The sequence below is a fragment of the Leptolyngbya sp. Heron Island J genome, from assembly GCF_000482245.1.
GTDB lineage: Bacteria > Cyanobacteriota > Cyanobacteriia > Phormidesmidales > Phormidesmidaceae > Leptothoe.
The window spans coordinates 27,652-52,639 of record NZ_AWNH01000113.1 but is presented as its reverse complement, the minus strand read 5'-3'; the positions used below and the strand labels follow the sequence as shown (position 1 = coordinate 52,639).

Genomic DNA, 24,988 nt, shown 5'->3' with positions numbered 1-24,988 from the left:
AGGGGATGGGTAAATATGCTCAATGACGCCTCAGCTTACACTGAGATCGCAACGGATGCCGCTTTTTTGCGTCGGAACCGCTTTTTTTATCCTCATTTATATTTTGGAGATATCTAATGGATAATCTAAAGATATCATCCATCTGAGAGGGGATACGCCATTGTGCGAATTGGTTCCAAATAAGTAAGTTGTTGTGTTGCCCAGCCTCGAAGCTTTTCGTCATCGTCGTTTCGAATTCTATCATGTAAAAGTTCGACTGTTTCTGGACAATCGGGATATCGCTGAATGAGGACTCGAAGAGCCATCTGGCGTGGGTTTTGTTGGATTTCATATTCTCTTATAAATGAGTCTTGAAGTGCGCGGTCACACCAAAAATCAAACAACATTGAGTCATATTTCCACCTACGCGCTATCTCTGAAAGAACTAAAACTTTTACGTCTTCACAATCGTCTTCTTTAGCTAAAGACTTGAGAAAAGGTAATATGCTATCTTTCTCACAATCCCTAGCAAGCTCTAGAATAATTCCACATCGTGTGTATTCATTTTCATCTTCTTTAGCTAAAGACTTGAGAAAGGATAATGTATGTTCGTCATTTTTCCAATACTTAGCAAGCTCTAAAATAGCGATACTCCGAACAGATTCATACTCAGCATCCTGTGCCATGCTATGGAGCATAGGAAAGACGTCTAAATCTCTTCTCCATCCCTTTACTAGCTGTTGTAACGCAATATTCCAAACAGCTAAACTATTTGGAGTTTGATAATCTTGAGCTAGTTTTTTCAGTAAAGGCAATACATCTTCTTCTTCCTTCCAGATTGTAGTGAGTGCCTCAATGGCTAGCACCTGAGCCATTCCGTATTTATTTTCCTGAGCTAGTTGTTTTATTAAAGAGAAAGTATCTGGATCATTCCTCCAAAATCTAATCAATTCGTCGGCTGCAAAGCGTCGAATATAATCATCATTATTTTTTCTGATTAGACTTTTAATCAGATCTGGCTTTGCGTCCTCATACCTTTGTAAACTAACTATTCCTATTACTGCCTGAAGGCGAACACTCTTATTTCTCGCCTCTTCTTGCATGAAACCTTTGAGAATTGGCAAAGTATCTGGCTCGTTTTTCCAACCTTCTACGAGTTCTTGCACTGCTGTGTTTCGCACAGATTCATTCTCATCTTCCTCCAGAATCAGCCTTTTGAGAATTGGCAAAGTATCTGGATCATTTTTCCAACCTTTTACAAGTCCTTGCACTGCTGCGCTTCGCACAGATTCATTCTCATCTTTCTCCAGAATCAGCCTTTTGAGAATTGGCAAAGTATCTGGATCATTTTTCCAGCCTTCTACAAGTTCTTGCACTGCTGTGCTTCGCACAGATTTATTCTCATCTTCCTCTAGAATCAGCCTTTTGAGTATCAGCAAAGTATTTGGATCATTTTTCCAGCCTTCTACAAGTCCTTGCACTGCTGTGCTTCGCACAAATTCATTCTCATCTTCCTCCAGAATCAGCCTTTTGAGTATCAGCAAAGTATTTGGATCATTTTTCCAGCCTTCTACAAGTCCTTGCACTGCTGTGCTTCGCACAGATTCATTCTCATCTTCCTCCAGAATCAGCCTTTTGAGTATTAGCAAAGTATCTGGATCATTTTTCCAACCTTCTACAAGTTCCTCAATTGCTGAGCTTCTTACAAACTCATCGTTATAGTTGTGAACTGACCTTTTTAGTATAAGTAGAGTATCTGGATCATCTTTCCAGAATTCTGCTAATACCTCATTAGCAGTCCATTGTACTTCCGAATTATGAAACTCCTGCGCTACATCTTTCAGAAAAGCAAGATTATTTGGCTCATTCTTCCAGTTTCGCGATATGTATCGTAGAGCCTCATCTGGAACATATGAAAGATCATCAGAAGACAAGCATTCATGTAGCCAGAACAAAGCTTTAGAAGAATCTTTCCAGTTACTAATAACTCCTTGGATTAGATGTTCTGCGCTGCTTTTATCCAAGCGATAAGTTGATTCATTTTTGATCTCCAGTTTGAGCCTATCTAAGAGATCTTTTGCTCTCTGAGAGATCTCGCTATGAGTGCGAATTTCCGATAAGCAGTTTGCCGCCAGTAAAATGTTACTTAACCCTCCTCTTTGAAGGCGATATCCAACAAAGTCATCCTGAACTAAATAATCGGAACGCTTTACTGTCTGTTGCATCAAGCATTGAATTATATCTCCAACGAAAACTGGTTCAATCATTCCAGCGATTAATCTCAATACCTCATGCCAAGACTCATCCATGAAGTGTTCTTCATAGAGACTAAGCAAAGTATTTTTATCTAGAGCCCTCTCCTTTTCAAACTGCCAGACAAACTCGCTCGCACAGAAGAACTCTAAGAAAGTACGATGAACGAACGCATAGTTATCAGCCCCGAGATAACACAGGATGAAGTTCCGCTCTCGCAATTGCTCAATCATTATCTTTGCAACTGCCCTTGCCTTATCTACTTCCAATATCTTCAAATACTCAGTCAGGATCCTTTCTAAATCATCCCGACTAATCACATTTCCAGATAGCCCATTTTCATTCCCCTGCATATGATGCGCCACTTTCCGCAATATTGCCTGCTTATCACGTACATCAATTCTCCAGTTCTTTAAATCCTCCTGTTCATACAGTTTCTCCTCTACATCCCACTGATACAACAACACCTCACTTGCTCTCTCGTACAGCCGTACCCGATCTCTTGGCAACTCCTGATTTCGATTCAAGATTGCCATCATAGTTAATAGCAGTGGATTTCCTGCTAGCTCTTGAATTGTCTTAGACTCAGAAATTGCTCGCTGCAATCGCTCCCGCTTCCTTTCCCGTTCTTGCTCCTGTGCATTTGTAAATGTCATATTGTGCCACCGTTGCACGAACTCCTCAATTTGTTTCTCATCTAAGTTTTGTAACATGTAGTGCTGAAACTTCGCCTTTCGCAAAGCCTCTGCCTTGTATCCAAGCCAGCGAGAAGTAACTACTATCTGTACCTTTGAATACTGGTTACTAAAGCGGTGAATATCCGTCAATACCGCTTCTCGTAGCAGCGGATCAAACACTTCATCTACACCATCAAATAGCGCTATCGCGCCCCCACTTTTCAGTAGCTTGTCCATCTCGATTCTATTCAATCGGCAGACTGCATTTCCTTTATGCAAATAATCTAAGAAGCTATTGCACTTTCCGCTACTTTTATCCTGCGCGTATAGCCGCAGCTCGATCAAAATTGGAACTGGCTTTCCTTGTAAGTCTATCTGCGACTGCTCTGCCCAATCAAGCGCTAATGCTCTCAGCAACGTCGATTTCCCCGACCCCGGATCGCCCAAAATCACTACCCGCTTCACCTTTGGTGATTCATTCAGCCCTACCACACCTAGCACGGACTCAATCGGCTTCTCCGCATAGCTTCGTCGCTGCTGTGCCAATGCATCCATCGACAATACTTCATCAATTTCCCCTGCTATCTGCAGCTTCAACAGTCGCTCTCTTGGCATCTCATATATCTGCGGCGCAAACTCAGCACATTCACGTACACCCTGTGCTACAAAAACTTTCCACAGTCGCAAACTGTCGTAAGCTGCCCCAGTCATATCTAGCGAATCTAAATTAAGACTTCCAAACTTCTCCTTTAGCGACTCCTGATATTGACGCAGGTCAAAATCTATCGATATGCCCACCATTTCATTTGTGTTCGCCATCACCCTCGCCTGCCAATCCAGCTCTAGCTGCCGCGCCAGTTCCTGATCCGATCGAATTAGCCCTTTGACCCTACGCACATAGTTCTTCGTCAGTTGCACCCAGTCAAAGTCTTCTGGCAGTTTGTCAGCACCTACGCTAGTCCACTTCTTTGCTAAGAAGTGCCCATCCAACTCTTTTACATCTGTATTAAACGCACGCCCTAGAAACTGACGAACTGCTGAATCGTTTAGAAGATGCTTCAGTGAGGCCGCAAATTCATGCCTTGTCAGCGCTCCTGGAAGGCCGCAATTCTCCAGCTCACTTTGAAAAAGAACAAGAAATTCCTTGGTTGACGTTGACACCGCTCGTTTCAGCGCTCCTGGTGCACTCTGAGTCACCCCTTCGGATACACACTGCCTTAAGAAATCCTTGTAAAAATCTTCTGCTGCCGCCTTCGTCAAAGGTCCAAGCACCTCTTTCACTAGCCATTTTGCCCCAGCACTCAACCCAGCTAACGTTAGAAACTCCAGCATAGCTAGTAACAATCATTCACCTACTCTGTAAATATGCCATTAATCTAAGAAAATGACTGTGAAGCTAAGCTACCGTGCAAAGCTTCCATACAGCATGGTTTTATTGGGATGCGGCGAACATAGCTGTAAGGGGGGCCGTGTTGCAAAAAAACATGTTACGTCCGTTGGCAACGGAGGGCAGAATTCAGGGGGTGGCCCAAGTGAATGGTCTGGAGTTTAGGCTGACGGGGCGTTATGACTGATTGGATAGTTTAGAAGATGGTCTGGAGCTGATTGATTATAAGTCGGCGAAAAATCCGGTGTTGCCTGAGTCTGACACGGTGGACCTGCAGCTGGGATTATATAGTTTGGCGTTGGAGCAGCGCTATGGAAAATTGTTGCGACGGATGAGTTTGTTATTTCTGCGCACGGGGGGGCGGGTGACCTATGAGGTGACCTATGAGCATCGACGGCAGGTGGAAGCGGTGATTGGTGAACTGGCATGCGAAGTATTGTTCGGCAGTGGAGGTTGAGCCAGAACCGTTGCCGGAGGTGCGACAGAAATCACGGAAGCTGCAGCTGTGTTTTAGTTTTTGAGGATTGACAGACTTGATTTGAGATTGCAAAGACAGCATAGGATCATTTTGAAATCGCAACTACTGAAAGGGCATTGTCAAAGTACTTAAGTCAGACTTTTTGTGGTGATTGGCTGGATGTCTTGTTTGCCATTGCTTGTAGGAACTTACTAGTACCTCTTGGATTTAGTAGATAGTCATAGATAATTTCCAGAGCAAAGGCTTCGGGTAGGGCTTTTTGAAACTTGCTGAGGCGATAGTCGGGGAGTTGGGAAAAGATAAACCTTTCAACGGCAGGTTTTGACCAGAAGCCAGGTTGGCTCATTTCACGGATGGATAGATTCACTGTGCCAGGGCCAACGCTATCGCCTTCGATTTTAATTTTGAAATTGTCGGCAACAACTTTCCAGTCGTGGTGGAACTGGAGGCCATATTTAAGGGTGTGGTTGATTTGTCCACCGGCAAAGGTCCACCAAAGGACTCGGTCGGCTTCAAACTGGAGTCCGGTTTTGGCCAGGAGAGGCTGTAGGTCCTGACGGCCTTCATCTAGAGCGGCTTGGCTAATGCCATCGATGTAGGGAACTGGATCGTTGCTTTGCAGGATAGCTTTAACCTGTTGGCAGAGGTCGAAGCTTAGTAGCTGGGGGATAAATCCTCCCCAACTGGGTTTTTTTCCCCTGGGGGCAGGGGCTACGCGCACACTGCGGTCATCATGGCTGATGTTGAGGACGATCCAGGCGCGACCGCCGAGTAGAAACGTGTTGATATCTGGAACTAGTTTGTCCACAAAGGCTTGTTCCAGGGAGCCTACGATGTAATTTGCTTTGGTTTGGACTTTATAGAGCTGGGGACTGCTAAAAACAGCGTAGATTTCCATAAAGTTCTTGCGCCCAAAGGTACGTTCTGCCTGGGTACCCATGGAGAGAAGACCACCAGAAGAATAGAGAAAATCTTCTTTGATCATGTGGTGAATCAAGCTGTCGTATTCTTCTTTGGTAATGCCTGAAAAGTCTGAAATGACCGATAGTTGTTCCCAGCATCGTTCTGGGCTGATGGCTCCAAATTGAAGGGTGAGAGCCAATAGTTGATGAACCAGTACAGGCCAGGTGCGGGTTTGGACAGGGACCGATTCTACCCAGCCCTGGCGAGCCAGTTCGATAATGGCCATGGCCTGGAGGGCGGGTTCCATGTCTTCGCAGTAGAAGGTGGTATTGGCCCGCTGTCCACTGCGGCGACCGGTGCGGCCCAGGCGCTGTAGAAACGAAGACACTGTGGAAGGGGCATTGGCCTGGAGAACCAGGTCAAGATCGCCTACGTCAATTCCTAGTTCTAGGGTGGAGGTGCAAACGATGCTGGCATTGGTACCGCTATGGAAGCGTTCTTCAGCAGCGGCGCGTTCTTCTAGGGAAACGGAACTGTGGTGGACAAAGACATCGGTGCCGCGATCGCGCATTCGCTCGGCAATGTCTTCAGCTAGGGAACGGCTCTGGCAAAAGAATAGGCTTTTTCTACCCTGGGCCAGGGTGCTGGCATCATTTGCGATCGCACCCAGAGTTTCCCGCAGATATATCTTCAAATCCTTGGGCGAAGGCTGTTTCGGTGGATCAACCACACAGCCGTCCCGCTGGGAGGTGCCCTGGAGCCACTGTAGAATGGCCTCTGGATTGCCCACGGTGGCGCTCAGACCTACCCGCTGAATGTCATTTTCGGTAAAGCGGGCGATGCGTTCTAGCACCGAAAGCAGATGGGTTCCGCGATCGCAACCGGCCAGAGCATGGACTTCATCGATGACGATACCCCGCAAATCGCTAAACAGTTTGGCATGGGGAATTTTGGACGATAGCAGCATGACCTCCAATGATTCCGGGGTGGTCATGAGTAACTGGGCGGGTTCTTTGACAAAGGCCTTTTTTTGTTGGGCTTTGACATCTCCGTGCCACAGAAAGCGGCGCAGTCCTACCATTTCGGTGTACAGCCCCAGACGTTCTGCCTGGTTGTTGAGTAGGGCTTTAATGGGAGCGATGTAGAGCAAGCCTACTCCTTTGGGTTCGTTGGCGATCAGCTGGGCCAACATGGGGAACATGGAGGCCTCAGTTTTGCCTCCAGCGGTAGGGGCCAGAATCACGGCATTTTTGCCGTCCAGTAGGACATGGCTGGCCAGTTCCTGCACCGGACGCAGTGAAGTCCAACCCAGGCGAGAAACGATGGCTTCCTGTAGACGGGTTGGAAAGCGGGCAAAGGCTGAGGTCATGAGCGGCAGCGATAATTCAGGGATAAACGCAGGACAGGTAAGACTGAGTTAAAACTCAACTAGGGCGTAATCTTTTTCGTCTTGAGGTTCTGGATCAAATGGGGGGCGTCCTTCGCGCACACGGGTTTCATCTTCGGTGAGGTCTTTGGGTTCAAAGCCTTCCACCACCATGGGGTCGTAGGCATCATTTTCATCGTCGTCAACAAGGTCGAGAACATTGATAAACGTCCGTAGGAACTGTCTTGGAACGATGCCCACATCTCCCTTAAATCCAGTGGTGACTTTATCCACCAGCTTTTCAATAAAGTCGGTTGTTACTTTGTTGGTTAGTCGTGCTGGGGTATCAGCAGGATAAATCTCTCGTAGTTTTAGGGCCACTTCCTTAAGGCGGTCAGCATCAAAGGGTTTGAGTTCCAGTTGCGGTTGACGTGGGTTAACAAATCCCCCTTTACTCTCAAACTTGATGCGGTCATAGAGGGGGGCGAGACCGGCTACGCCTCGCTTGGTGTCAAAGAATTCTGGGGTGCCGGTAAATATCCACAACAGGCCTCGGTAGCGGTCGGCGGCATCGCAAATTTGGCGAATGCCATTGAGGGACTTACCCCGCACATCGGTGCGCATGCGGAGAATGGTTTCGGCTTCGTCAATGATAATGACCAGACCCTTATACCCGGCGGCTTTGACAATCTCTAAAATGCCGTGGAGGTAGTCTAAGGCTTCGCGGCTGCCAATGTCTCCCTTAATACCTGCTGCTTTTTTTGCGCTGGCGGCTACGTTTTCACTGCCCGATAGCCAGGAGATTAGGGCGCTGGCCTCGGCGATATTGCCTGTTTGTTTAAGGTTAAAGATGGTGCGCAGGACACGGGCCATGTCTTCTGGGGCCTGACCACCGGTCATCGAGGCTAGTTCTTCTTCCAGGCGAGTTTGTACCCGGTTGTCAAAGTCGTCGCTGTCTTCGTCGGCTCCCCCGGCAATTAGGGCGTCTTCCACCTTGCCAATCCAGCGGTCGATGATGTCGCTTAGGGCTCCTCGGGGACAGCTGCTGGTGCCCAGTTCCTGCACTACTTTGCGGTACACATCGTCAAATTTGTAAAAGTGCAGGTCATTGTCAGAAACAACGACAAAGCTAGTGGCGAAGCCCTGGGTCTGGGCATCTAATGCAGCCAGACGGGACATAAAGGTTTTACCGCAGCCGTAACCCCCTCGGAGAAACTTAAATACCCCTTCGCTGTCAGCGGCTAGTTTGAGCTGACGGTGGAGTTCGGTTCGTTGTTTGTCGATGCCCACGGCAAAGGCTTCCAGGGCGCGTTCTGGTACCACGCCTGAGCGTAGTCGTTCAAAGATGTGGTTGAGATTGCGTTCGCTGATTGCCATTGTGGATTCTCCTTGCGCCTGGGGTGATTTTTTTCTGTTGTTGTCAAGATGTTGTTGAGGATTGCTGTGTTAAATGGGTATCTCCATCATTCCCGAGCTCCTTTGACGTAGCGTTTACCGCTGCCGCTGGCTTCTACGCGCATTTCAAAGGGGACTTTTGCTTGGTAGGTATCGAAGTTACGGGCAAATCGTCGGGACTTACGGGCGTTACCCAACATGTTGATTAGCTCGGTTTCGGTAATGGCTCCATGGGTGTCGATATGGATAAACACCTGGCGAATAGTTTCATCTTCAAAGCTAGATTGCCAATCGTCATCGTTGGTCGGGCTGGGTTTAGTCTCCTGCTTGGTTTCTTGATTACTCTCTTGCTTGAGTTTAGATCCGGCCACATCGAAGTAGGTATCCACCAGGGTGGGGTCTACATTTTCTGCCCCGTCAGACTGGTAGACTTGAATTCTCACCCGTTCATCCTGAGGTCCTTTGAGGTCAAACCAGATATCTGCCCAGTCTTCTTCGATGGTGATTGCTGCCTGTTGATTGTTGATGGGGACATCGGAGGTTTCAGAGAGGATGACGTCAATATCTGGGCGCTTGGGCACCTGCAGCGTTAGGTTGATAATTTTGGCTCCGGTAAATCCTAAAACCCCCTGGGCTGTAGCAACAGGTTTGACTCGCACCTGGATGCGGCTCAAACCGGGTGGTGATTTCTTGGCTCTGGCTTCAATCTGGTAGTTTCTTAATTTGAGCGGCTTATTGTTGGACCGATGGGAAACCGTGAGTACTGGAATGACCCGTTCCTGTAAACTGTTGCCACCGTGGATAAAGTTGGCGGCGGCGGTTGTACCGGTGGAAAAGGGGTCAATGTCGCGAGCAAAGTGGAGATAGCCTTCCTGACCTTCGTAGCCCAGGGACTTGAGAGATACAGTCGTCAGCCAGTCTTCGTTGCGGCGATCTGGACTGAGTAGGTGGCGTCGTTTGGGGACACGTCGATTGTTGCCCCAGGAATGTTCGTTGTTGGGGTTGGGCTCTCGCAGGAGAAAACCATGGTCAGCGGTAAATACAAATTCGTCAAAGCCTAGATTTCGCAGTTGGTTCCAGGCAGACTTAAGCTGCTGTAGCCAGCGCTCAAAGGTGACCACCCCCACATTGGCTTCTCCAGAGTCATCAATTTCGGTACTGTGGACGATGACTAAAGTTGCTTTACCTAGTTTTTTAAGACCCTTTGTAGACGGATCGCTCATTTTTGCCAGGGTGATGAGTTCGGCTTTTCGGCTATTAGAAAGGCTGCGATCGCACATCGCCCTCACCCGTGTATCCGGATCTTTCACCGTAAACTCACCGGTTTTGAAGCCCTTAAAGTCTCCTTTTGCCAGGGTGAGTTTGCCGCCCTTGGCCGTTGGGACTACGGCATTCATTCCTACGGATGTGAGGGTGGGCAGTTCTCCATAGCGAGCTTTGAGAATTACCTGGGTACCGCTGCCCTGGAGGGTGTTTCGCAGTTCTGCAGCCATTTCATAGCGTAGGGCATCGACCAGAAAATAGGCCACTTTGGCACCGCTTTCCAGCAGGGGATGGACCACATCTTCGTAAAGGGTGCGCTGTTGTAGGGATGAGTCTGGCAAAAAGCTCTGGTGTTCGCAAATTTGGGCGAAACTTTCAGCCCAGCCATTGGCCCAAGCGCGGTAGTGCTGGCGAAGTTGGTCGGCACAGTCTCGCAGTTTATTAAAATGGGGCAGCTTACTGTCGAGCTTTTCCGACAGTTCTTGTTCCATTTTGCGGTGGGCATTGTCCACCCGATGGCCTCGGGAATCGCCCTGGCTGTCCTGGCTATCTCCAGCATAGGCATCTAGGGCTTCCGGTAGAGTTTGGCCAGGATCCAAGGGCTGGCCTACACGGTCCATGGTGGTGCCCAGGTGGGCCATGGTTTGGATCAGGCTCCACTCTAAACGGCGTTGCGGGTCTCTGGGGAGCCAAAATGAGTCAGCTTTGAGGCGGCTATGGGTCCAATACAAGGCCTGTTGCCAATTGCTGTTTTCCAGGGCGGTCAGGGCTCCTTTACTAAAAACAGTATTTTCTTCTTCCTTAAACGTGTCGATTTTACCTAGGTCTTCAGGTTGAATATTGTCGAACTCTTGAGCCAGAAGTGTTTCAACCCTGTTAGCTAGGCCAACATACGTGTCAGAGTGGTCATGGCGTAAATGGTTGACCAGAGTTTCACAATTTTCACGCAGCGGTTTAGAGAGTTGTTTCAGCGGCTGTAATTGTTCTAATTTTGGCTCTCGCTTCAAATCGTGAACATACTCCACACACATCAACCAGGCGGCCAGGGTATCGCCCAGGTCATCAAACTTGTCTACGGGATGGTTTAGGTAAAACTGAATAAAGTCTTTGTCCAGGCCGGTGTAGCGATAGAGGTGTTCTTCTAGCAGCGGTAGAGATTTTGGATCGCTAAATTTGGTTTTTAAGGTTTTGTCGGTACCTACTAGACTGTCTAAAATCCAGTCGAGGCTGAGGTTTTCTAGGTAGTGGCTGAGGTCGTCCTGGGGTTTGCTCAGGGCGGTAGTGAGCCATTGCTCGGCTTCCTCCAGGCTGGAGATGCCATGGCTCAGGTAGCCATCGATGTCATCGGGGTTAACTTTGCCCGTAGCCGCATTGCGCACGAGGGTATCCAGGGCTTTCTGATATCGGGTTCCGGCCCGATACATTTCCAGGATGGGGGTACGACGGACACTCTTTGTGGTGTGCCCCGGCATGTGGATCAGTAGCAGGTCGGGTGTTTCTTTGTTGCCGTGGTTTTCCAGTGCCAGCATCATTTCCAAATAGCTGCCGCGAAACGGGATGACCGGTGCAAAAAAGTCCCCCTGGCTGTAGCGCTGGGCTAGCTCATCCACATAGTCGGTATAGTGGCTATCTTTGTCGAGCCAGATGACCAGGTGCTGTTGGCGCAGCTCGCGGCTGACGTCGGCTTCTAATGTGGTAGTAATGGGGCCGAGGCTGCTCATGGGATCGAAATCGCTTTTTTGGGTAGAAGTCGTTAGAGCTTAAGTTGTTGTTTTGCAGTCGTGATGCATTTTATATTTGGAGATTTAGCTGTTTCTTGCGGTTCTTTTCGCGGCGTTTGTCCTCCTTGTCTTTGAGCTTTTGAACTTCTTTTGGGTTATCAGTTTCAAACTGTTGTCGATGCTGATCAGAGTCGGTTTCGTCGATGGTGAAGTCTGGGGCAATTTCATCCTGCAGCCGTAGTTCCCATTCATAAGCTTTGGTGGCATGATATTTCCAAAAGCAGCCGTGGGCAACGGCTAAGGATGGATCGTCCTGGCATTTTTTGTCTACGCGCTCAGGGAAATAGCGGGCGGCCAGGTGGGACCAGTCGTAGTCTTTTTTGCCCTGGGCGTTACACAGCTCGCTCCACCAGGTTTTGGGCTTTTTCCATTGGGGGTCTAGCAGGGGCCAGAGGGCAGCGCTGTTGATCATTACGCCGTCGTCCAGGTCCATGGTGTAGCGGGCGGTGACTTTGGGTTTGGGATCAGTATCTTTGGCTGGGGGTGGGCCGGTTTCGGCGCACTGGCGCACGAGGGCGATGAACTTGTCTAGTTCATTGAGCATGGCCTGTAGTGTGGCGGCACGGTCTTCGGCCTGAGCCTGGGTTTTGACATCGCCCTGGGTTTTGGCTGTGGCCAGGTCGGCGAGTTCGCCTTCCAAGGTGCGTTTGTCTTGCGTGAGGTAGTCGGCGAGTAGGGTTTGCAGGGTATCGTCGGCCCAGCGGTGAATGGAGATCAGGGCGACGAAGGTTTTGTTTTTGGAGCTGAGGGGGAAGTAGATGGGGCGCTTTTCGGTTTTTGTTGAATACATCGGAAGATGTATATCTTGGAAGAATTTCTCGCGGAGCCAGTGGTGGAGAGGGTTGTTGTTGGAGATCTTACTGCCGTGGTTGGCCCAGGCATCGTGGATGGGTTTACTGGCAGGGTGGTTGAGGCTGTCGGGGCCGTCGGGGTTGTTGCCGGAGTAGTCGGAGAGGTAGAGGATACCGTGGGGCAGCCCTTCGACTCCGCTCAGGGCACGGGGGGGCTGCGAACGGAGGTCGAGCGGAGCCCAGACCGCAGTGGAGGATAAGGGAAATCGACCCAGGGCTTTGCCGACTGCATAGGAGATCCAGGCGGTAGCAGGTGACTCCTCGTAGGTGGGGTCCCAAAGGGGCAGGGGCTTACCGGCTGGGCGGTCTACGGCTTGCTGTGCCCAGGCTTGGGCGTAGGTCCAGCAGGAGGGACCGGGGTGTTGGAATTCGACGGAGGTTTCGCGGGCGGCTTCGTGTTCGGTGAAGGCAGTGTCGAGTTGGGCGAAGATTTTGTCGGCAGATTCGATGGGGAAAAGGGGTAGCCTCTTCGCGTCACCAACTTGAAAGCTAATGCTAGGGTTCAGCGCGCTGAGAATATCTTGCGCTGTTTGAGAATTCATTAAACATACTGCTTGCAAAGGTTCTTTAGGAAATGTGGATTGTCCTTTAACATCAAAAACACTCCTAAATCGATGACATCTTGCGGTAAAACTATTACCTGTGGAAGTAAATGCAACGCCATATTGAAAATAATAATTTTCATTTTTTCCTGCTGTTGAAATCTTTTTTCCACCTTGTTCCATCAGGTGAATTTGCAGCATATTCGATTGATAGAGAATGATTTCGGATAACGGCTCAAACCATTTTTTCCCAGAAGCACCTTTGATATAGGGCATCCAAAGTCCTGTTATGTCCTCATGTCCGGGACTTTCAAGACTACATCTTCTTAAAAAGGAAATCTTTTTGATTTCCCATGGTTTTCTTAAAAATCTCGTATTGTCAGCTGTTGCCATACCTTGTTTAACATCGGCTTCGTCTTCCAGTTTTGGGGCCTCAGCATATTGCTTAAGAAATGCTTCATTCCACCAGTAGATAAGAGGCTTTTCCTTGATGACATCGAAGCGACTTGTCTCAAACTCAAACCGCTTTTCGCCACACAACAATCCTGCTACTTTCTTCCGAATTTCTTCGGCAGACCTGACTCTTTCTTGTGGGTCTGTTGGTGCAATCGCAAAAGATCTGCCGCTGACTGGAGCTTTCTTGATAACGCTCATTGTGACTGGGTTATCCTTCATTGCCGAGAAAGCACCCCACGAAACATCTCCCAGCGTCCGAATATCATATTTATCGACAAACCATTCCCGTAGGTCTTTGTATTGTTTAATAAACATCCAGTTTCTCATGGTGATCATGGATGAAATACCATCATGCTTCACAAGCTGGAGGGATCGTTCTAGAAAGGCAGCAAATAGATCCGCACTACCTCGTTTATAGTGGTTCTTAAGATAGCTATCATCTGCCATCTTACTAGCTCCCTGATATGGCGGATTCCCTACCACCAGGTCATAACAACCCTCTCGCACAATCCGTAGAAACCTTACTCCAGCTGCCAACTGCTCCCCCTTCAGCCGCAGACCCAAATCATCACTGCGAGTACACCGACTCAAAAAGGTTTCAAGCTTTGCCAGTAAAAACCCCCGTATATCTTTAGCCTTAATGCCCGAGAGAGACTTATTAGTCTCTTTCTCCTCGACTACCTGCCCAATCGAATCTGTCTCAAGCTGCACAGGTTTTTCCAGACTCTTTTCATACCCTCCAATTGCCTTATTCACCGCATCGTCCACGCGCAGCAAACTGCCCCAGGCATCTGCTCCCGATAGCGCCTCCACAATCTCATCCGTCAGCTTTGCCGGTATCCCTGTACTCTCCTCCACCGCCTGTCGCAACTCCTGCCGTGCCGGATCATTCTCTGGCAACGCCGCCAGGTTCAAATTCGACGCCACCAAATTCAACACCCTCGGCTGCGCCTCCCGACACACAGCCTTCCCCTTCAAATACAGTGATGCCGCTGCAATCTGCACCGCCCTCGGGTCCAGATCCAAACCATACAGATTGTTCTCTAAAATCGCTTCAACGATCTCTTTCTCTTCCCAACCCTCTCCCCGGTGCCGTGCTTCCTCTTGGTAAAACGCCACCAATAAATCAAAAGCAATTACCAAAAAATGCCCCGATCCACAGGCTGGGTCAAAAATTTTGATATCTCGAATACTCCCAGGAATTCCCTTTGGGTCTAGACCATCCTGCAGCACCCAATACTTCCACCGTTCTTCCTGTGCGCTCTCAATGGGCATCAGCACATCCAGCGCCACTTCCTCCGCTTCTCGCTTCGCCCGCCAGTCTTTTCGCCTCGCCTCCAGCCGCTGAATCGTTCCATCAGCGAACACCTCCGGCTTCCACTTATTTCGATGACAAATCGCCAGCCACTGCTGCCCCAAACTATTCTGCAACAGCCACTCCACCATATACCGCTCAGTAAACATCTGAGTCTTACTAGCAATCTCATGGGGGGCTACCTTAGCCTTAATACCTTTCTCATTGTCTAGTCGGTCATCTATAGCTTCCCGCTGCGGATCATTCCAATACTGATACACCCACCCCAGCGTCGTATCATCCGTCCAGGCACTTTCCAACTCCGCAACATTCAGCGCCTCCACCACTGCCCGCAACGTTTGCGCCGGTACCGGAAACAACTCCGTCAGCCCCACCTTGCCAAACAATCCCGGCAGCTCCAGAGCCAGCTCATCGTACACCAGTTGCAGCAGCAGCCCATAGCCCTCCGTATCGTCCTTACACAGGTCCGGCGCAAACTCCCGAAATTCCCGATACCCCGCACTCTGCCAGCCGTCGGTCACCACCATGGGCTTCATTAACCCCTGGGCCTCTAGCTGCTTGATCACCACCAGCCGATTTAGCAACGTCGCCCCCGCCAGCTGGATCGCCTCCAACAAATGCCGCTCTCGACTAGCCGCTTTTTCCTCAGGCTTATCTTTAATCATCTTACTGGCCACATCCGCCCGCACCTGTTCCTTAAGCCAATCCTCCAGCCGCAGCCGCTTCTCCCGTTCCGCTTCCCACAACCCTGCCTTGTTCACCGAGCCAATGGACAGCCGATAGGTACTTTCCGCCGCCTCCCGTAGCCCCTTTAGCAACAACCCACCATAGGGATCACCCTTCGTACCCCGCAGATTACGAACCGTCTGAGAAAGCTTATTTTTAGCATCTGGCGTGAGGGTCATGGTCATCCGATTAGTAACCCCCTAAATCAACCGAATCCGAATATCATCACTGCCCTCCAGTTTGTCCAGGAGTTCTTGTCGAATGCGATTTACCAGCACCTCTACTTCTGCCGGATTACTGATTTCTTGGTTGCTCACCATGGCCTTTAAATCCACCTCGATCACCTGTTCTCCTGTTATTTCTGCCAGTGCCTCACTCAAATATTGATGCGCTTTCTCCTTAGCCTTGAACAATTTGGCCTGGGCGGGTTCTTTCAGCTCGACTAGGGCAGGAAATATAGCATCGGCAGTGGTGTTGCTTTTAGCATCTCGCAGGGGCTGTATAACCTGATTGGCTTTTGTCTCAGCAAGGCTGTAATAGCCTTGGCGTTCCTGTAGCTCTCTTCGTACAGTTTCAAACTGCTGTTCCTGTTGTTCCAGTAACTCTTGCCGTACACATTGGTAATGGTCCACAATTTCTTTCATCTGGGGCTCCAGACTGGCCATGTCCCGCCAGGGTCTCTCCAACGCAAGCTGAGCCTCTAATTCATTTACGGCGTCAGCTACTTTGTCCAATCGACTGATCTGCTGCAGTTGGGCCACCTGTACCCGTTGCAGATCCACGGCCTTTGCCACTGCTGCCACCGCTTTGTCGGTTACTTCACTGTGCAGTCTCTGCAGAGCGTCTAGACCATCCCGTAGGGCATCCAGTTGCCGTTTTACTTCTTGCAGAGTGGGCTCCACCTGGCGCGATTTCATACATTTCGCCAGGACCGTTTGTAGCTTGCTCAAATCCTGGGGTAACGCAGGCCGATGGGGGAGTTTGTTATATCGCTGTTCTAACTCTCGCAGTTTTGTAGCCTGGGCTGGAAAATATTTAAACACAGCATCTGCCAGGGTGTCGTTATCCCGATCCAGGTCAATACCCAAAATATCCTTGAATAATTTGCAAATGGCCACCCGGTCCCTGGCTTTTACACCTTCCTCACTAGGTGGTAACACATCCGCCCGCTTCAAATCTCGGTCTTTGGTAAATAAATCCTGAGCGCCGGGGTCTCGTACCGACGTGATATCGTTCCCTGCTTCAGGCCGAATGCGAATCTTGCTGGCTCGCAGCAGTCCGGCTAAACAGGCTCTGACTACATCCGCCGGATATCCAAAAGGGGGACCGCCAAAGTGGCTGAGTAAGGAACTACCATCCAGTCCCCCCTCGCTAATCACATACTGTTCAATGCGGCTGGGCACTTCCCCCTGACAGGTGGGGGTATATTTGCCAGCATCCAGCGCGAAAATACCTAGTACATCTGGCATAAACTTGGCTGAAATACCTGTTAACTCAAGTCCTAACAGCTGATCGAGTTCTTTTGGGGTAACGGCCACATCCACATAGCAGTTATACAGGTTAGGCAGTAAACTCTCTCCCAATCGCGTTAGCAACGAAGCAAACCCACTGCCGTAAACTTGCTTGTCTAGAGGTCGCCCGTCAAAGTAAATCTCTCCTGCTAAAAATGCCTCGGCTACAGCATCCTTAACTCGGGTCTCTAGGGTTTCGTAGCGACCTCTTTCATTTGTCAGTAGATTCTTTTTGCTTGCCGATAGTGTGGGTCGATTTTCATAGTTTTCTTTCATTCGTTTGGAACGAGCCAGTTCTCGTATCTGGCTCTCCAAAGCATCATTTTTACCGACGACCCAGATGATGCGATCGCTATTAGCACTGGTTCTGACCCACTGCTCTGACTGGGGCTCTTTCTGCTTTAGCAGATAATGAAAATCCAGAGTGACGACTGCCAGCTCGTTAGGTACCTGTAGTTTGTCATTTTGCCGCTGACGACCGTCGCTATAGTAAGCAGCCCAACGAAACTTTTTGCCCTTATATTTGGGGTTGTCGGTAGTACCCAGTAGCTCCTTAAGCTTGATTGCTATAATCTCGCTAATAGCATCGGACGTTGGGTTATGGCGTTCCCGTTCAATTTCCCATTCTTGCCCTGCCGAACTTTGAATCTTGTAGCCCGTTTTCTCGGAATAAGACAACAAATTCAGGCTCCTCAGTTTCTCCAGAGCCTGGGTAACCTCACCCACCTTATTCCCTTTTCCCAACCTGTCATACAAACACTGGGCCACCAGAGCCGGTGTAGTCGCCTCCTGTTCTTGGATCAACTCTAGCAGCGCTACTGCCTTCGCCACCCGTACTGCCCATGGGTCGTTAATCACCTCATCATTGTTGAACAATCGCGATAAGGTGTTTTGCACATCATTATCCAGTGCCGACTGCTGCACATCAAAAATGTTGTCTATAGTAATCAAACTGCCCAGCTCTTTCTCCCCTAACTTTTGTTCTCGGAAGAGTTCCCCCAGCAGTTGCAACAGTCCCCGAATGGCATGATCGTCACTTTTAGCACGGGTAGATCGCGATCGTAGATTAGACGTAATCTGCATCAGCAGGTCCACATACCCTGGCAGCAGTGGATACACCTCCAAAAAGTCTTCTTTACCAATAGATTCACACTGGTAACCGTACAGCTTGAGATCGCTGCGGTGCTGATCAAATAGGGCTGCCAACTCAGGTTCACGGGCGGGTTTTTTCTTCAGCAACCGCTTATGCACCACATCCCGAATGTTAGTGGGAGCCAAATGCACCCGCAGCTCTGAGGGAAACCGATCCTTTAGCTTGCTGATATTGCTTTCATCATCGCTGTCCTCTAGCTTTTGCTGCCCCGTCGCCAACAACCACACCTGACCCTTGAGCCGCTGTCCCAATGACGACACCAAGGACTGTAGCGCCAGCATCCGCTCCGTATTTTGATAGATATACTGGCTAACCTCATCCACCACAATAAACAACGTCTTACCTGGTGCCCGATGGTTCAGCATTTGGGCAATAGCCTTAGTTGTTTCCTCCGCCGAAGTACCAATGCCTGTCCTCCTACCTGCGGTTACCTTTGACCAGCTGAGAGGTTCAACAAATAACTCCGGATCGAGATGGTGTAAGACTCTAGAAAAGGCATAATCCGCATTAGAAGAGTCTTTAACTTCTGTCCAGGACCGACCTAATTGTGCTGCTGCAGTCTCTAAAAATTGCTCCCATTGTCCGTCCAGCTCAAGCTTTAATTCATGCTCAGCGACGTAGTGATTTTGATTGCAATAGCCCAGACGTTTTTGTAACTGACGCTTTATAGCTGAATGGATTTGCTCATCATCTCGGGCTACTGCCCCAATATCAAACACCACCGCCAGCGGGTCAATTTGCCCCCTCAAGTTATGCCATGCCTCAGCCAGGTCTGGTGATTTCGGTGAATCATCCCGTTTGAGTAGAGTTGCCGCCAGGTCGGTTCCATCCGGTAACACCATGCCATCCAGGGCCAGCCCCAGTAGCTTGGCAAAGCTCGACTTACCCGACCCATAAAAGCCTGAAATCCACGATGCAGGCAGAGCAGAATTGCCTTTTTGGATCTTATTGGCCAGTCCCTTCAGCAGTCGTACAAACTGCTCATGGATACCTGTGGTTTTGATGTACTGGTACCGTGGATCGTCCGTGCGATAACCGCCGGTAATGATGTACTCGCCCACCTCTGCCGCCACCTTAGCCGGATCCTGCTCATGGAAATACACCACCGGGGGAATATCCCTGGTGACATCGTTGGCAAAAAGTTCTTGGAGTTTCATAGGATGTTCGGGCTTTAGGGTAGGGAGTTAAGTTAAGAAGTCTGAGATAAGGGATTTAGAAATAACGCAAGCAGCTAGGAATAAACCCTGGGACGGTAGTCTCGGTCAGCTTCCAGCTCCTCCATAAAACTGAGGGACTGCAGGTCGTTACGGCTACCGGGATACAGCACCACCACAGGCAAATTCTGAGTCTTGCCGTCGATATGTTTGAGCAAGGCCGACGACCGAAAGAAGGGGTACAACGCTCCGGTACGACCCAGAAAAATGAGAGTGTGATTTGCCTGGTTGGGATTTTTCTCAGCAAAATCATCAATCCACGCCACTACATCCTTAGCGATGCCGTCTGGCCCTTCGATGTAGTTAGTAAGCTTATCTTTGAGATGATTTAAGCCAAGTTCTGGTTCTTGTTCATGGAGGTATTTTTCCATGTCAATGATGCTTTCTAATACCCAAGGGTCCTCTGACTTAAGCCGATTCAACAGCAGCTGTAGCAATGAAATGGAGTCCACATGCCATCCCAGCGCCGTCAGTTCATCACTTAAAGACCGAATCCGCTGACGCAGCTTAAACTCATGGCGTGGGTCATAGGTCAGAATGGCAAACCGATAGTTACGCATGGTGCTAATGCGGGGACCGGCCTCGTCCAGCAAGTCCTTTTTAAGATCATGTACCGCCCGGTCTAAGGAGGCCGTTTCAAATAGGGACCCATTCGTCATGGCCTATCCTCCTTGGTTGCACTATCCAGCTCTCCCCTTGCCCAACTGCTCAGGTCAGCATACTGCCAGTCAAATTCATGTAAATCCCCCATACGGCTAAACTTCAGACCCGGCAAGGTGGGCAACCGTTCTTCTAAAAAACTGCCCTGTAGCCCCACCGAAGCCAGATAGGGATTTGCCAGCAGCGTCCCCTCAAACTGCACATACCGAAATAAATAAAACCAGTAGGCCAGGGCCTCATCCGTCACCTGGGGATATATCAAAGGCCGATTCCCTGGAGCCTGCTTACACAGACCCGCCGCCGTGGCACAGGTAATCAGGGCCGTTGCCATGCGGAGTACCGTCGCCGTCGCCCATTCCGTTTCCAGATTTTCGTTCACCCACCGCGCCGCAATATCCCGATCAATCGTGGCCGTTGAGTCTGCCCGCCGCTGCTCTAAAAACACCCCCGTAAAAGCCCGGTACATCGGGTCCGTCAGCTGGAGGTGCCAATGGCAAATATTTTGCCGCGTCACCGGGTTCTTGGGCTGCCACTGGGTCAGTACCTCCAGGGCGATGCCATCATAGCGACGGTTAAGGTCTGCCAGCAGCCGCTTCACCCGCTCCATACTCTTACTGCCAAACCAGCGCCCCTCAAAAGCCTGCTCCGCCCGTTTGGCCTTAGGACTATCCGGCAAAACATGCTCCCAATAGGCTCGACTTTCGTCTAAGGCCATAGACACCCGCAACAATCGGGAATGGAATTCTGTGCTTTCAGCGCCATAGCAAGATGAAGCGCTAGACAAGTCTTGAGACACAGCCATCACATTGCCAGGTCCAGCTTTACTTCCCATGGTTTGCCTCCCGGTCTGCCACCATCGGATAGAACGGCATGGGGTAGCTATCAGTAAAGGGCAGTAGAGCTGCCGCCAGATGTTTAGCTCTCAGGTCTAATGACTGGGGTGGTACTCCCTGCATAGCTCTGCCTTCACTCACCAGCTTATAGCCCTTACCATTATCACTGCCTGGTCTAGTGAGCACAGCTTTCAAGTCTGCCGGGTCAAACTCTGCCCCCAGCTCCAACGGCAAATCCAAACGGTCTGCCGGAGACTTCTGACCACGCTTATGCACTGCCAGCCGATCCTGGAGCTTTTCATCTAGCTCAAACCCCCAGAAAAACAGCGTATTCACCTGGTCTGCCTGGGCCAACCGCTGTCGCTTTTGCTGATCGGTTCGGATCGCAGCTTCCCGTACCGCTTCTAAAGACGCCCATAGATAGGTCTTTGGCAATAGCCGCTGCAAAAAGTCCCCACCACCATCTTTATCAATCAAGTCCGTTCGCCACCAGCCCAGCCTTGACGGCTCACACAGGCTTTCCCCCGCCCAAGCCACCACAAATTGCCAAACTAAAATGCTGTCCAACACCGAGTCAGCAATAGGTTGCTTGGACAGCGTTAGCTCTTGAGTTGTGGGGTCAACGTTGCCCATCCAGTCATTCCTTAGCGATTTAAACCAAGATGTATCCTAAAGGGTATTCCCCACGTTCCAAAAGATGGGTACACCCTTCGGCAAGAAAATTCAAAAAAGGTTGATATACAGGCCAAATGGCTGACATGGCTATAGTGCAATTGTTCTAAAGAAGATAATTGGACCGAATCCGCTAGATTATGCTCCCAATATCAATAGGGCTTGCTGTTTGATAGGAATGATTTTGTTTTTTGGGGAGTGCGATCTCACGTTTGGTTTTTGGGGTGCGATCTCATGTATGGTGTTGAGGATTTCGCTCTCAAATCAGCCCAATGATGAGTGGCTTCATCTTGTGTCTGAAAGTACTTGCAGTGGATATAAGCAATGTTGTCGTTGGTCTTAGTCAAATAGGCAAGGGAAGATTGTTGAAATTGCCTTGGTGTTGTTGCTGCGAAGGAACTTCTATGTTCAAGCAAACACGAGGATTATGGTCAGTGAAAGTGTGTTGACTAAATTTGCAATCGCAGTTTGCCAACTTCTAGGCAAATCTTAGCCAGTTATTTTGATTAATTGCGGTGCCCAGAAACCAAATGGGTAGGAAAATCATGTTAGCTGAAGTTATCATCTACACCAATAAGACATCGAGTGAAGCATCGATTCTGTCTTGGCGTGAGTTATTGCACGACTCATCATTTAACCTCTAAATTGACTTTGCTCAAGCCAGCATGAATTCATCTAACTCATCGGTGTTGTGGATGATTGAGCCTTCTACCACGCCGAAGACTCTAGCGAGGTCGATACTGGCCTGTAATCTGAGCGCGGTATTTTTACTCTCGTCGAATGCTGAAACCATTAAATTGCCCAGCTTCTCAAACTCAGCCGTAATTTGCTGGAGAACAGCGTGATAAGCCGCATCAATTCGCTTTGTCCATTGAGCCTGGTATTGTGTCATCCAGACTTCTAGTTGGTCAGATTCATTGGTCAGGTACTTCTTGCCAAAGTCGATCACTAATCGACTAGCAATCGTGCCAACGACTGCGCCAATCACCGGCATAGGAATGGTCGACTGGCCGATTGCGGCTCCCACAGCCACCATGGCTGATTCTGCACAGGCCAGCTGCCCTAAATCCAGAAATTCATCAAGATCGATCTCTCCCTTACGGTAGCTATTAGCCAGACTTGCAACCGAATAGCCAGCACTGAGGATGGCACCCGCCAGGGGTGCTGAAAGATTGGCGAAACTCGTCATCGCATAGATAGAGGCACCGGAAACGCTTCCCATAGCACTTCCTTGAGCGGCAGAGATGCCAATATCTTGCCAGTCCTTTATCCGAAAATCTCCTTTGAAGGGGTTTTTGCCTTCTCTAACTTTCTCGATAAGTTTGAAAGTGACTTTAAGTCCAGCCCCGATTGCAGCCCCTTTGAATGCCACCTGGGCCATTTCGTTGATACTCGCTTGATGCTCTATTTCAATGGCACTTCTCTGGTCAGCATCGCGATCTCGAATAGCGTCCTCGTGTTTTTCTAGCGTTCCGTGAATCTTGCCCTGCTGAACTTCAGCGTAGGAGGAGACGCCTGGTTTGACCACTGTCGTGAAGGGTCTACCAGTAGTTTGTTCAACCTCCTGAATTTGCCCCTGAATCTTGCGAACTGTTTTGGCAGCTAAGCCATCGCCCGACTCTCCCTTGAGGATCTTTTCAATGACGTCATAATGGTCTTGGGGAATGTGATAGTAGGAACCGTCACGACCAAAATTCTGATACTTGTTCATATGCTTTAACACATGGTCAAGGTTTTTGGTTGCCCCATTAATGAACTTGGATTGCACCTCGACGCCATCTATGAGGTAGTCGGCTGGAGCTGTACGCCCAACGGTCTCAAAGGTCGCTGTGGGAGGCTTTTGCTCGATGAGATCCCGAGCATTACGAATGCCAACTTCAACTTGTTCCGCAATTTCGCCATGCTTGGTTAAGTGATTACCTAGGATTTTCTCAGGGGTGCCTACAAATTCGTGTACTTTCTGGATTTCTTGAAGTGCGTCGGTGAGTGCTTGTTCTTGTGTGACTAAAGCTTCCTGGAGGTCTGTGAGGCGCTGTCGGTTGGCTACTTCGACAATGCCCCCTATGAGCTGGGTTGTCTGATGATGGTTTTCCTTCATAGTGACAACCTCTTATTAGGCAATTTTCTTCTTGAGGAGACATGACAGAGCGTGAACGCTATTGATTAATACCCCTAACAGCTCTTTCTGATCTTTGGAGAATTGGAGGTAGTCCGAAGGTGCCTCTGTTGTAAGCTTGGTGAGATGAGATCGTATACCGTCAGCGTGTCTTTGAGTCAGGCTTGAGAGAGCTTTAACTTCTTTGTCAGCGGCTTCGAGCTTGTGGATTTCAGCTTTCAATTGCGTGGCATATTTGGTTGCCTCTTTTGCAGCCTTCTTGTTTTGGTTATTGCTCAAAGCAGCACCGCCCACGATCGCCAAACTACCAATAGTCCATCCTACTGGTCCTGCTAAAGCTAAGAGTGTTTGTCCCCCAGCCATCCCAGCTCCACCGGCAGTGAGCGCACCGCCGCCCAACCATGCCAATGCTGCATTGGTCGCGGCGGCCCCAGAAAGAGTTGAGATGGCAGTGCCAGTAGAAGCCGTGCCGAAGGTAGTGGCAACGGCCATGGCCGCAGAGGGGCCAAAAGCGGCAACGCCAGCACCAGTGGCAACACCTGCTCCGACAGTTGATTTGCGAACTCGGGCTTGTTTCTTGACTTCAATCTCGATCTGACGGCTCAAATCTCGAAATTGCTGATATTCGACTTTATACTCTATTACGGATTTGTCGAACTCCTTAGGTGAGTTAGCGAGGGTATTGATGTAGTCTTCGCAGGCCCGAATGATTTCTTCAGCAGTTGCGACTCTCAGGGCAAAAAGTTCTTGGGCTGTTTGAGTGATTTTTGAAACCCATGCTTCATAGGATTTCTGAGTCTTTTCAAGATATTTGAGCGCTTGCTTTTTCGCTTTGTGATTAAACATATCGGAAAATGCTGAGCGTGATGAAGGATGGCGAGCTTTATTTACCAGGCGGCAGTCCTTTGGCATCACTAATGATGTCGTAGAGCAACTTATAAGTTTCCTCTAATGGCATCTGACCTGACTCGATAGATTCAATAAGTTGTTGGGCTATTTCAGCCGTCACTAGATTGTGCTCCAAGAGAGGCTTCAGGAAAACAATGAAGGCGTCCTTATCTTTTGGAGTAATTGCTGAATGACGCTCTTTTGCTTCAAGATTACGGAGTCTTTCCTCTAAGCGCTTTTTCATTTCTTGCCGCTTAGCTTCTTGAGTTGCTCCATTCTTAATTAATTTTGCTACTCCATAGGTTGCCAAACCGCCTGCTACCGCTGCGCCTGCGACAAGTGTGACTGGAGCCGCAGCTGTTAAGACTGCTCCAGTCAGGGCTGTATAAATCGGGATGGCCGTTGAACTAGCGCTGACAACAGCAGCAAATGCACCCGCGCCAGCAGCGCCAATGCCTGCCACCCCGATTTCGCCTAAAATTCTGATGCGGTCATGAGGATTTTTTTCTAGCTGCTCGATCGCTTTGATCAGTTCTTTTTTACTGACTTTTTTAGTAGACATGCCGCCT

The 24,988-nt window shown here is 49.4% G+C and carries 13 protein-coding genes; 1 reads left to right on the top strand and 12 read right to left on the bottom strand.

Annotated elements, in window-relative coordinates; all coding sequences use genetic code 11:
• Nucleotides 1–134: 134 nt before the first annotated feature.
• A complete protein-coding gene (locus N836_RS70225; RefSeq protein WP_023076668.1) occupies nucleotides 135–4,241 on the bottom strand; it encodes a HEAT repeat domain-containing protein in 4,107 nt (1,368 codons plus the stop codon).
• Nucleotides 4,242–4,483: 242 nt separating this feature from the next.
• Between N836_RS70225 and N836_RS77795 the strand changes: the two genes are divergently transcribed.
• Nucleotides 4,484–4,753: a PD-(D/E)XK nuclease family protein gene (locus N836_RS77795; RefSeq protein WP_023076666.1), complete on the top strand. Its 270-nt coding sequence runs from the start codon at nucleotides 4,484–4,486 to the stop codon at nucleotides 4,751–4,753.
• A gap of 154 nt (nucleotides 4,754–4,907) precedes the next feature.
• Here the strand turns inward: N836_RS77795 and N836_RS70215 are convergent, their stop codons facing one another.
• From N836_RS70215 to N836_RS70165, 11 genes are all read right to left on the bottom strand, one after another.
• Nucleotides 4,908–7,046, bottom strand: coding sequence for a DEAD/DEAH box helicase (locus N836_RS70215; RefSeq protein WP_023076665.1), 2,139 nt, complete (start codon nucleotides 7,044–7,046; stop codon nucleotides 4,908–4,910).
• A 48-nt stretch (nucleotides 7,047–7,094) separates the two neighbouring features.
• On the bottom strand, nucleotides 7,095–8,420 hold the full coding sequence (brxD, locus tag N836_RS70210) for a BREX system ATP-binding protein BrxD (RefSeq protein ID WP_023076664.1): 1,326 nt from the start codon (nucleotides 8,418–8,420) through the stop codon (nucleotides 7,095–7,097).
• Nucleotides 8,421–8,506: 86 nt separating this feature from the next.
• Nucleotides 8,507–11,422: a BREX-6 system phosphatase PglZ gene (pglZ, locus tag N836_RS70205; RefSeq protein WP_023076663.1), complete on the bottom strand. Its 2,916-nt coding sequence runs from the start codon at nucleotides 11,420–11,422 to the stop codon at nucleotides 8,507–8,509.
• Nucleotides 11,423–11,492: 70 nt separating this feature from the next.
• Nucleotides 11,493–15,557, bottom strand: a complete 4,065-nt coding sequence (gene pglX / locus N836_RS70200; RefSeq protein WP_023076662.1) for a BREX-6 system adenine-specific DNA-methyltransferase PglX — start codon at nucleotides 15,555–15,557, stop codon at nucleotides 11,493–11,495.
• Nucleotides 15,558–15,572: 15 nt separating this feature from the next.
• A complete protein-coding gene (brxC, locus tag N836_RS70195; protein ID WP_023076661.1) occupies nucleotides 15,573–19,193 on the bottom strand; it encodes a BREX system P-loop protein BrxC in 3,621 nt (1,206 codons plus the stop codon).
• A 74-nt stretch (nucleotides 19,194–19,267) separates the two neighbouring features.
• The gene (locus tag N836_RS70190; protein ID WP_023076660.1) at nucleotides 19,268–19,909 is read right to left on the bottom strand and encodes a BREX protein BrxB domain-containing protein; all 642 of its coding nucleotides are present in this window, start codon (nucleotides 19,907–19,909) and stop codon (nucleotides 19,268–19,270) included.
• Nucleotides 19,906–20,742: a BrxA family protein gene (locus tag N836_RS70185; RefSeq protein ID WP_023076659.1), complete on the bottom strand. Its 837-nt coding sequence runs from the start codon at nucleotides 20,740–20,742 to the stop codon at nucleotides 19,906–19,908. Before N836_RS70185 ends, N836_RS70190 begins: the two co-directional genes overlap by 4 nt.
• Complete coding sequence (gene brxE / locus N836_RS70180) at nucleotides 20,732–21,376, bottom strand: BREX-6 system BrxE protein (RefSeq protein WP_023076658.1); 645 nt, start codon at nucleotides 21,374–21,376, stop codon at nucleotides 20,732–20,734. The genes N836_RS70185 and brxE overlap by 11 nt, the downstream gene beginning before the upstream one ends.
• A gap of 694 nt (nucleotides 21,377–22,070) precedes the next feature.
• On the bottom strand, nucleotides 22,071–23,513 hold the full coding sequence (locus N836_RS70175) for a hypothetical protein (RefSeq protein WP_023076657.1): 1,443 nt from the start codon (nucleotides 23,511–23,513) through the stop codon (nucleotides 22,071–22,073).
• 15 nt (nucleotides 23,514–23,528) lie between these two features.
• On the bottom strand, nucleotides 23,529–24,443 hold the full coding sequence (locus N836_RS70170; protein ID WP_235071191.1) for a hypothetical protein: 915 nt from the start codon (nucleotides 24,441–24,443) through the stop codon (nucleotides 23,529–23,531).
• Nucleotides 24,415–24,981, bottom strand: a complete 567-nt coding sequence (locus N836_RS70165; RefSeq protein WP_023076655.1) for a nc domain-containing protein — start codon at nucleotides 24,979–24,981, stop codon at nucleotides 24,415–24,417. The genes N836_RS70170 and N836_RS70165 overlap by 29 nt, the downstream gene beginning before the upstream one ends.
• Nucleotides 24,982–24,988 lie beyond the last annotated feature (7 nt).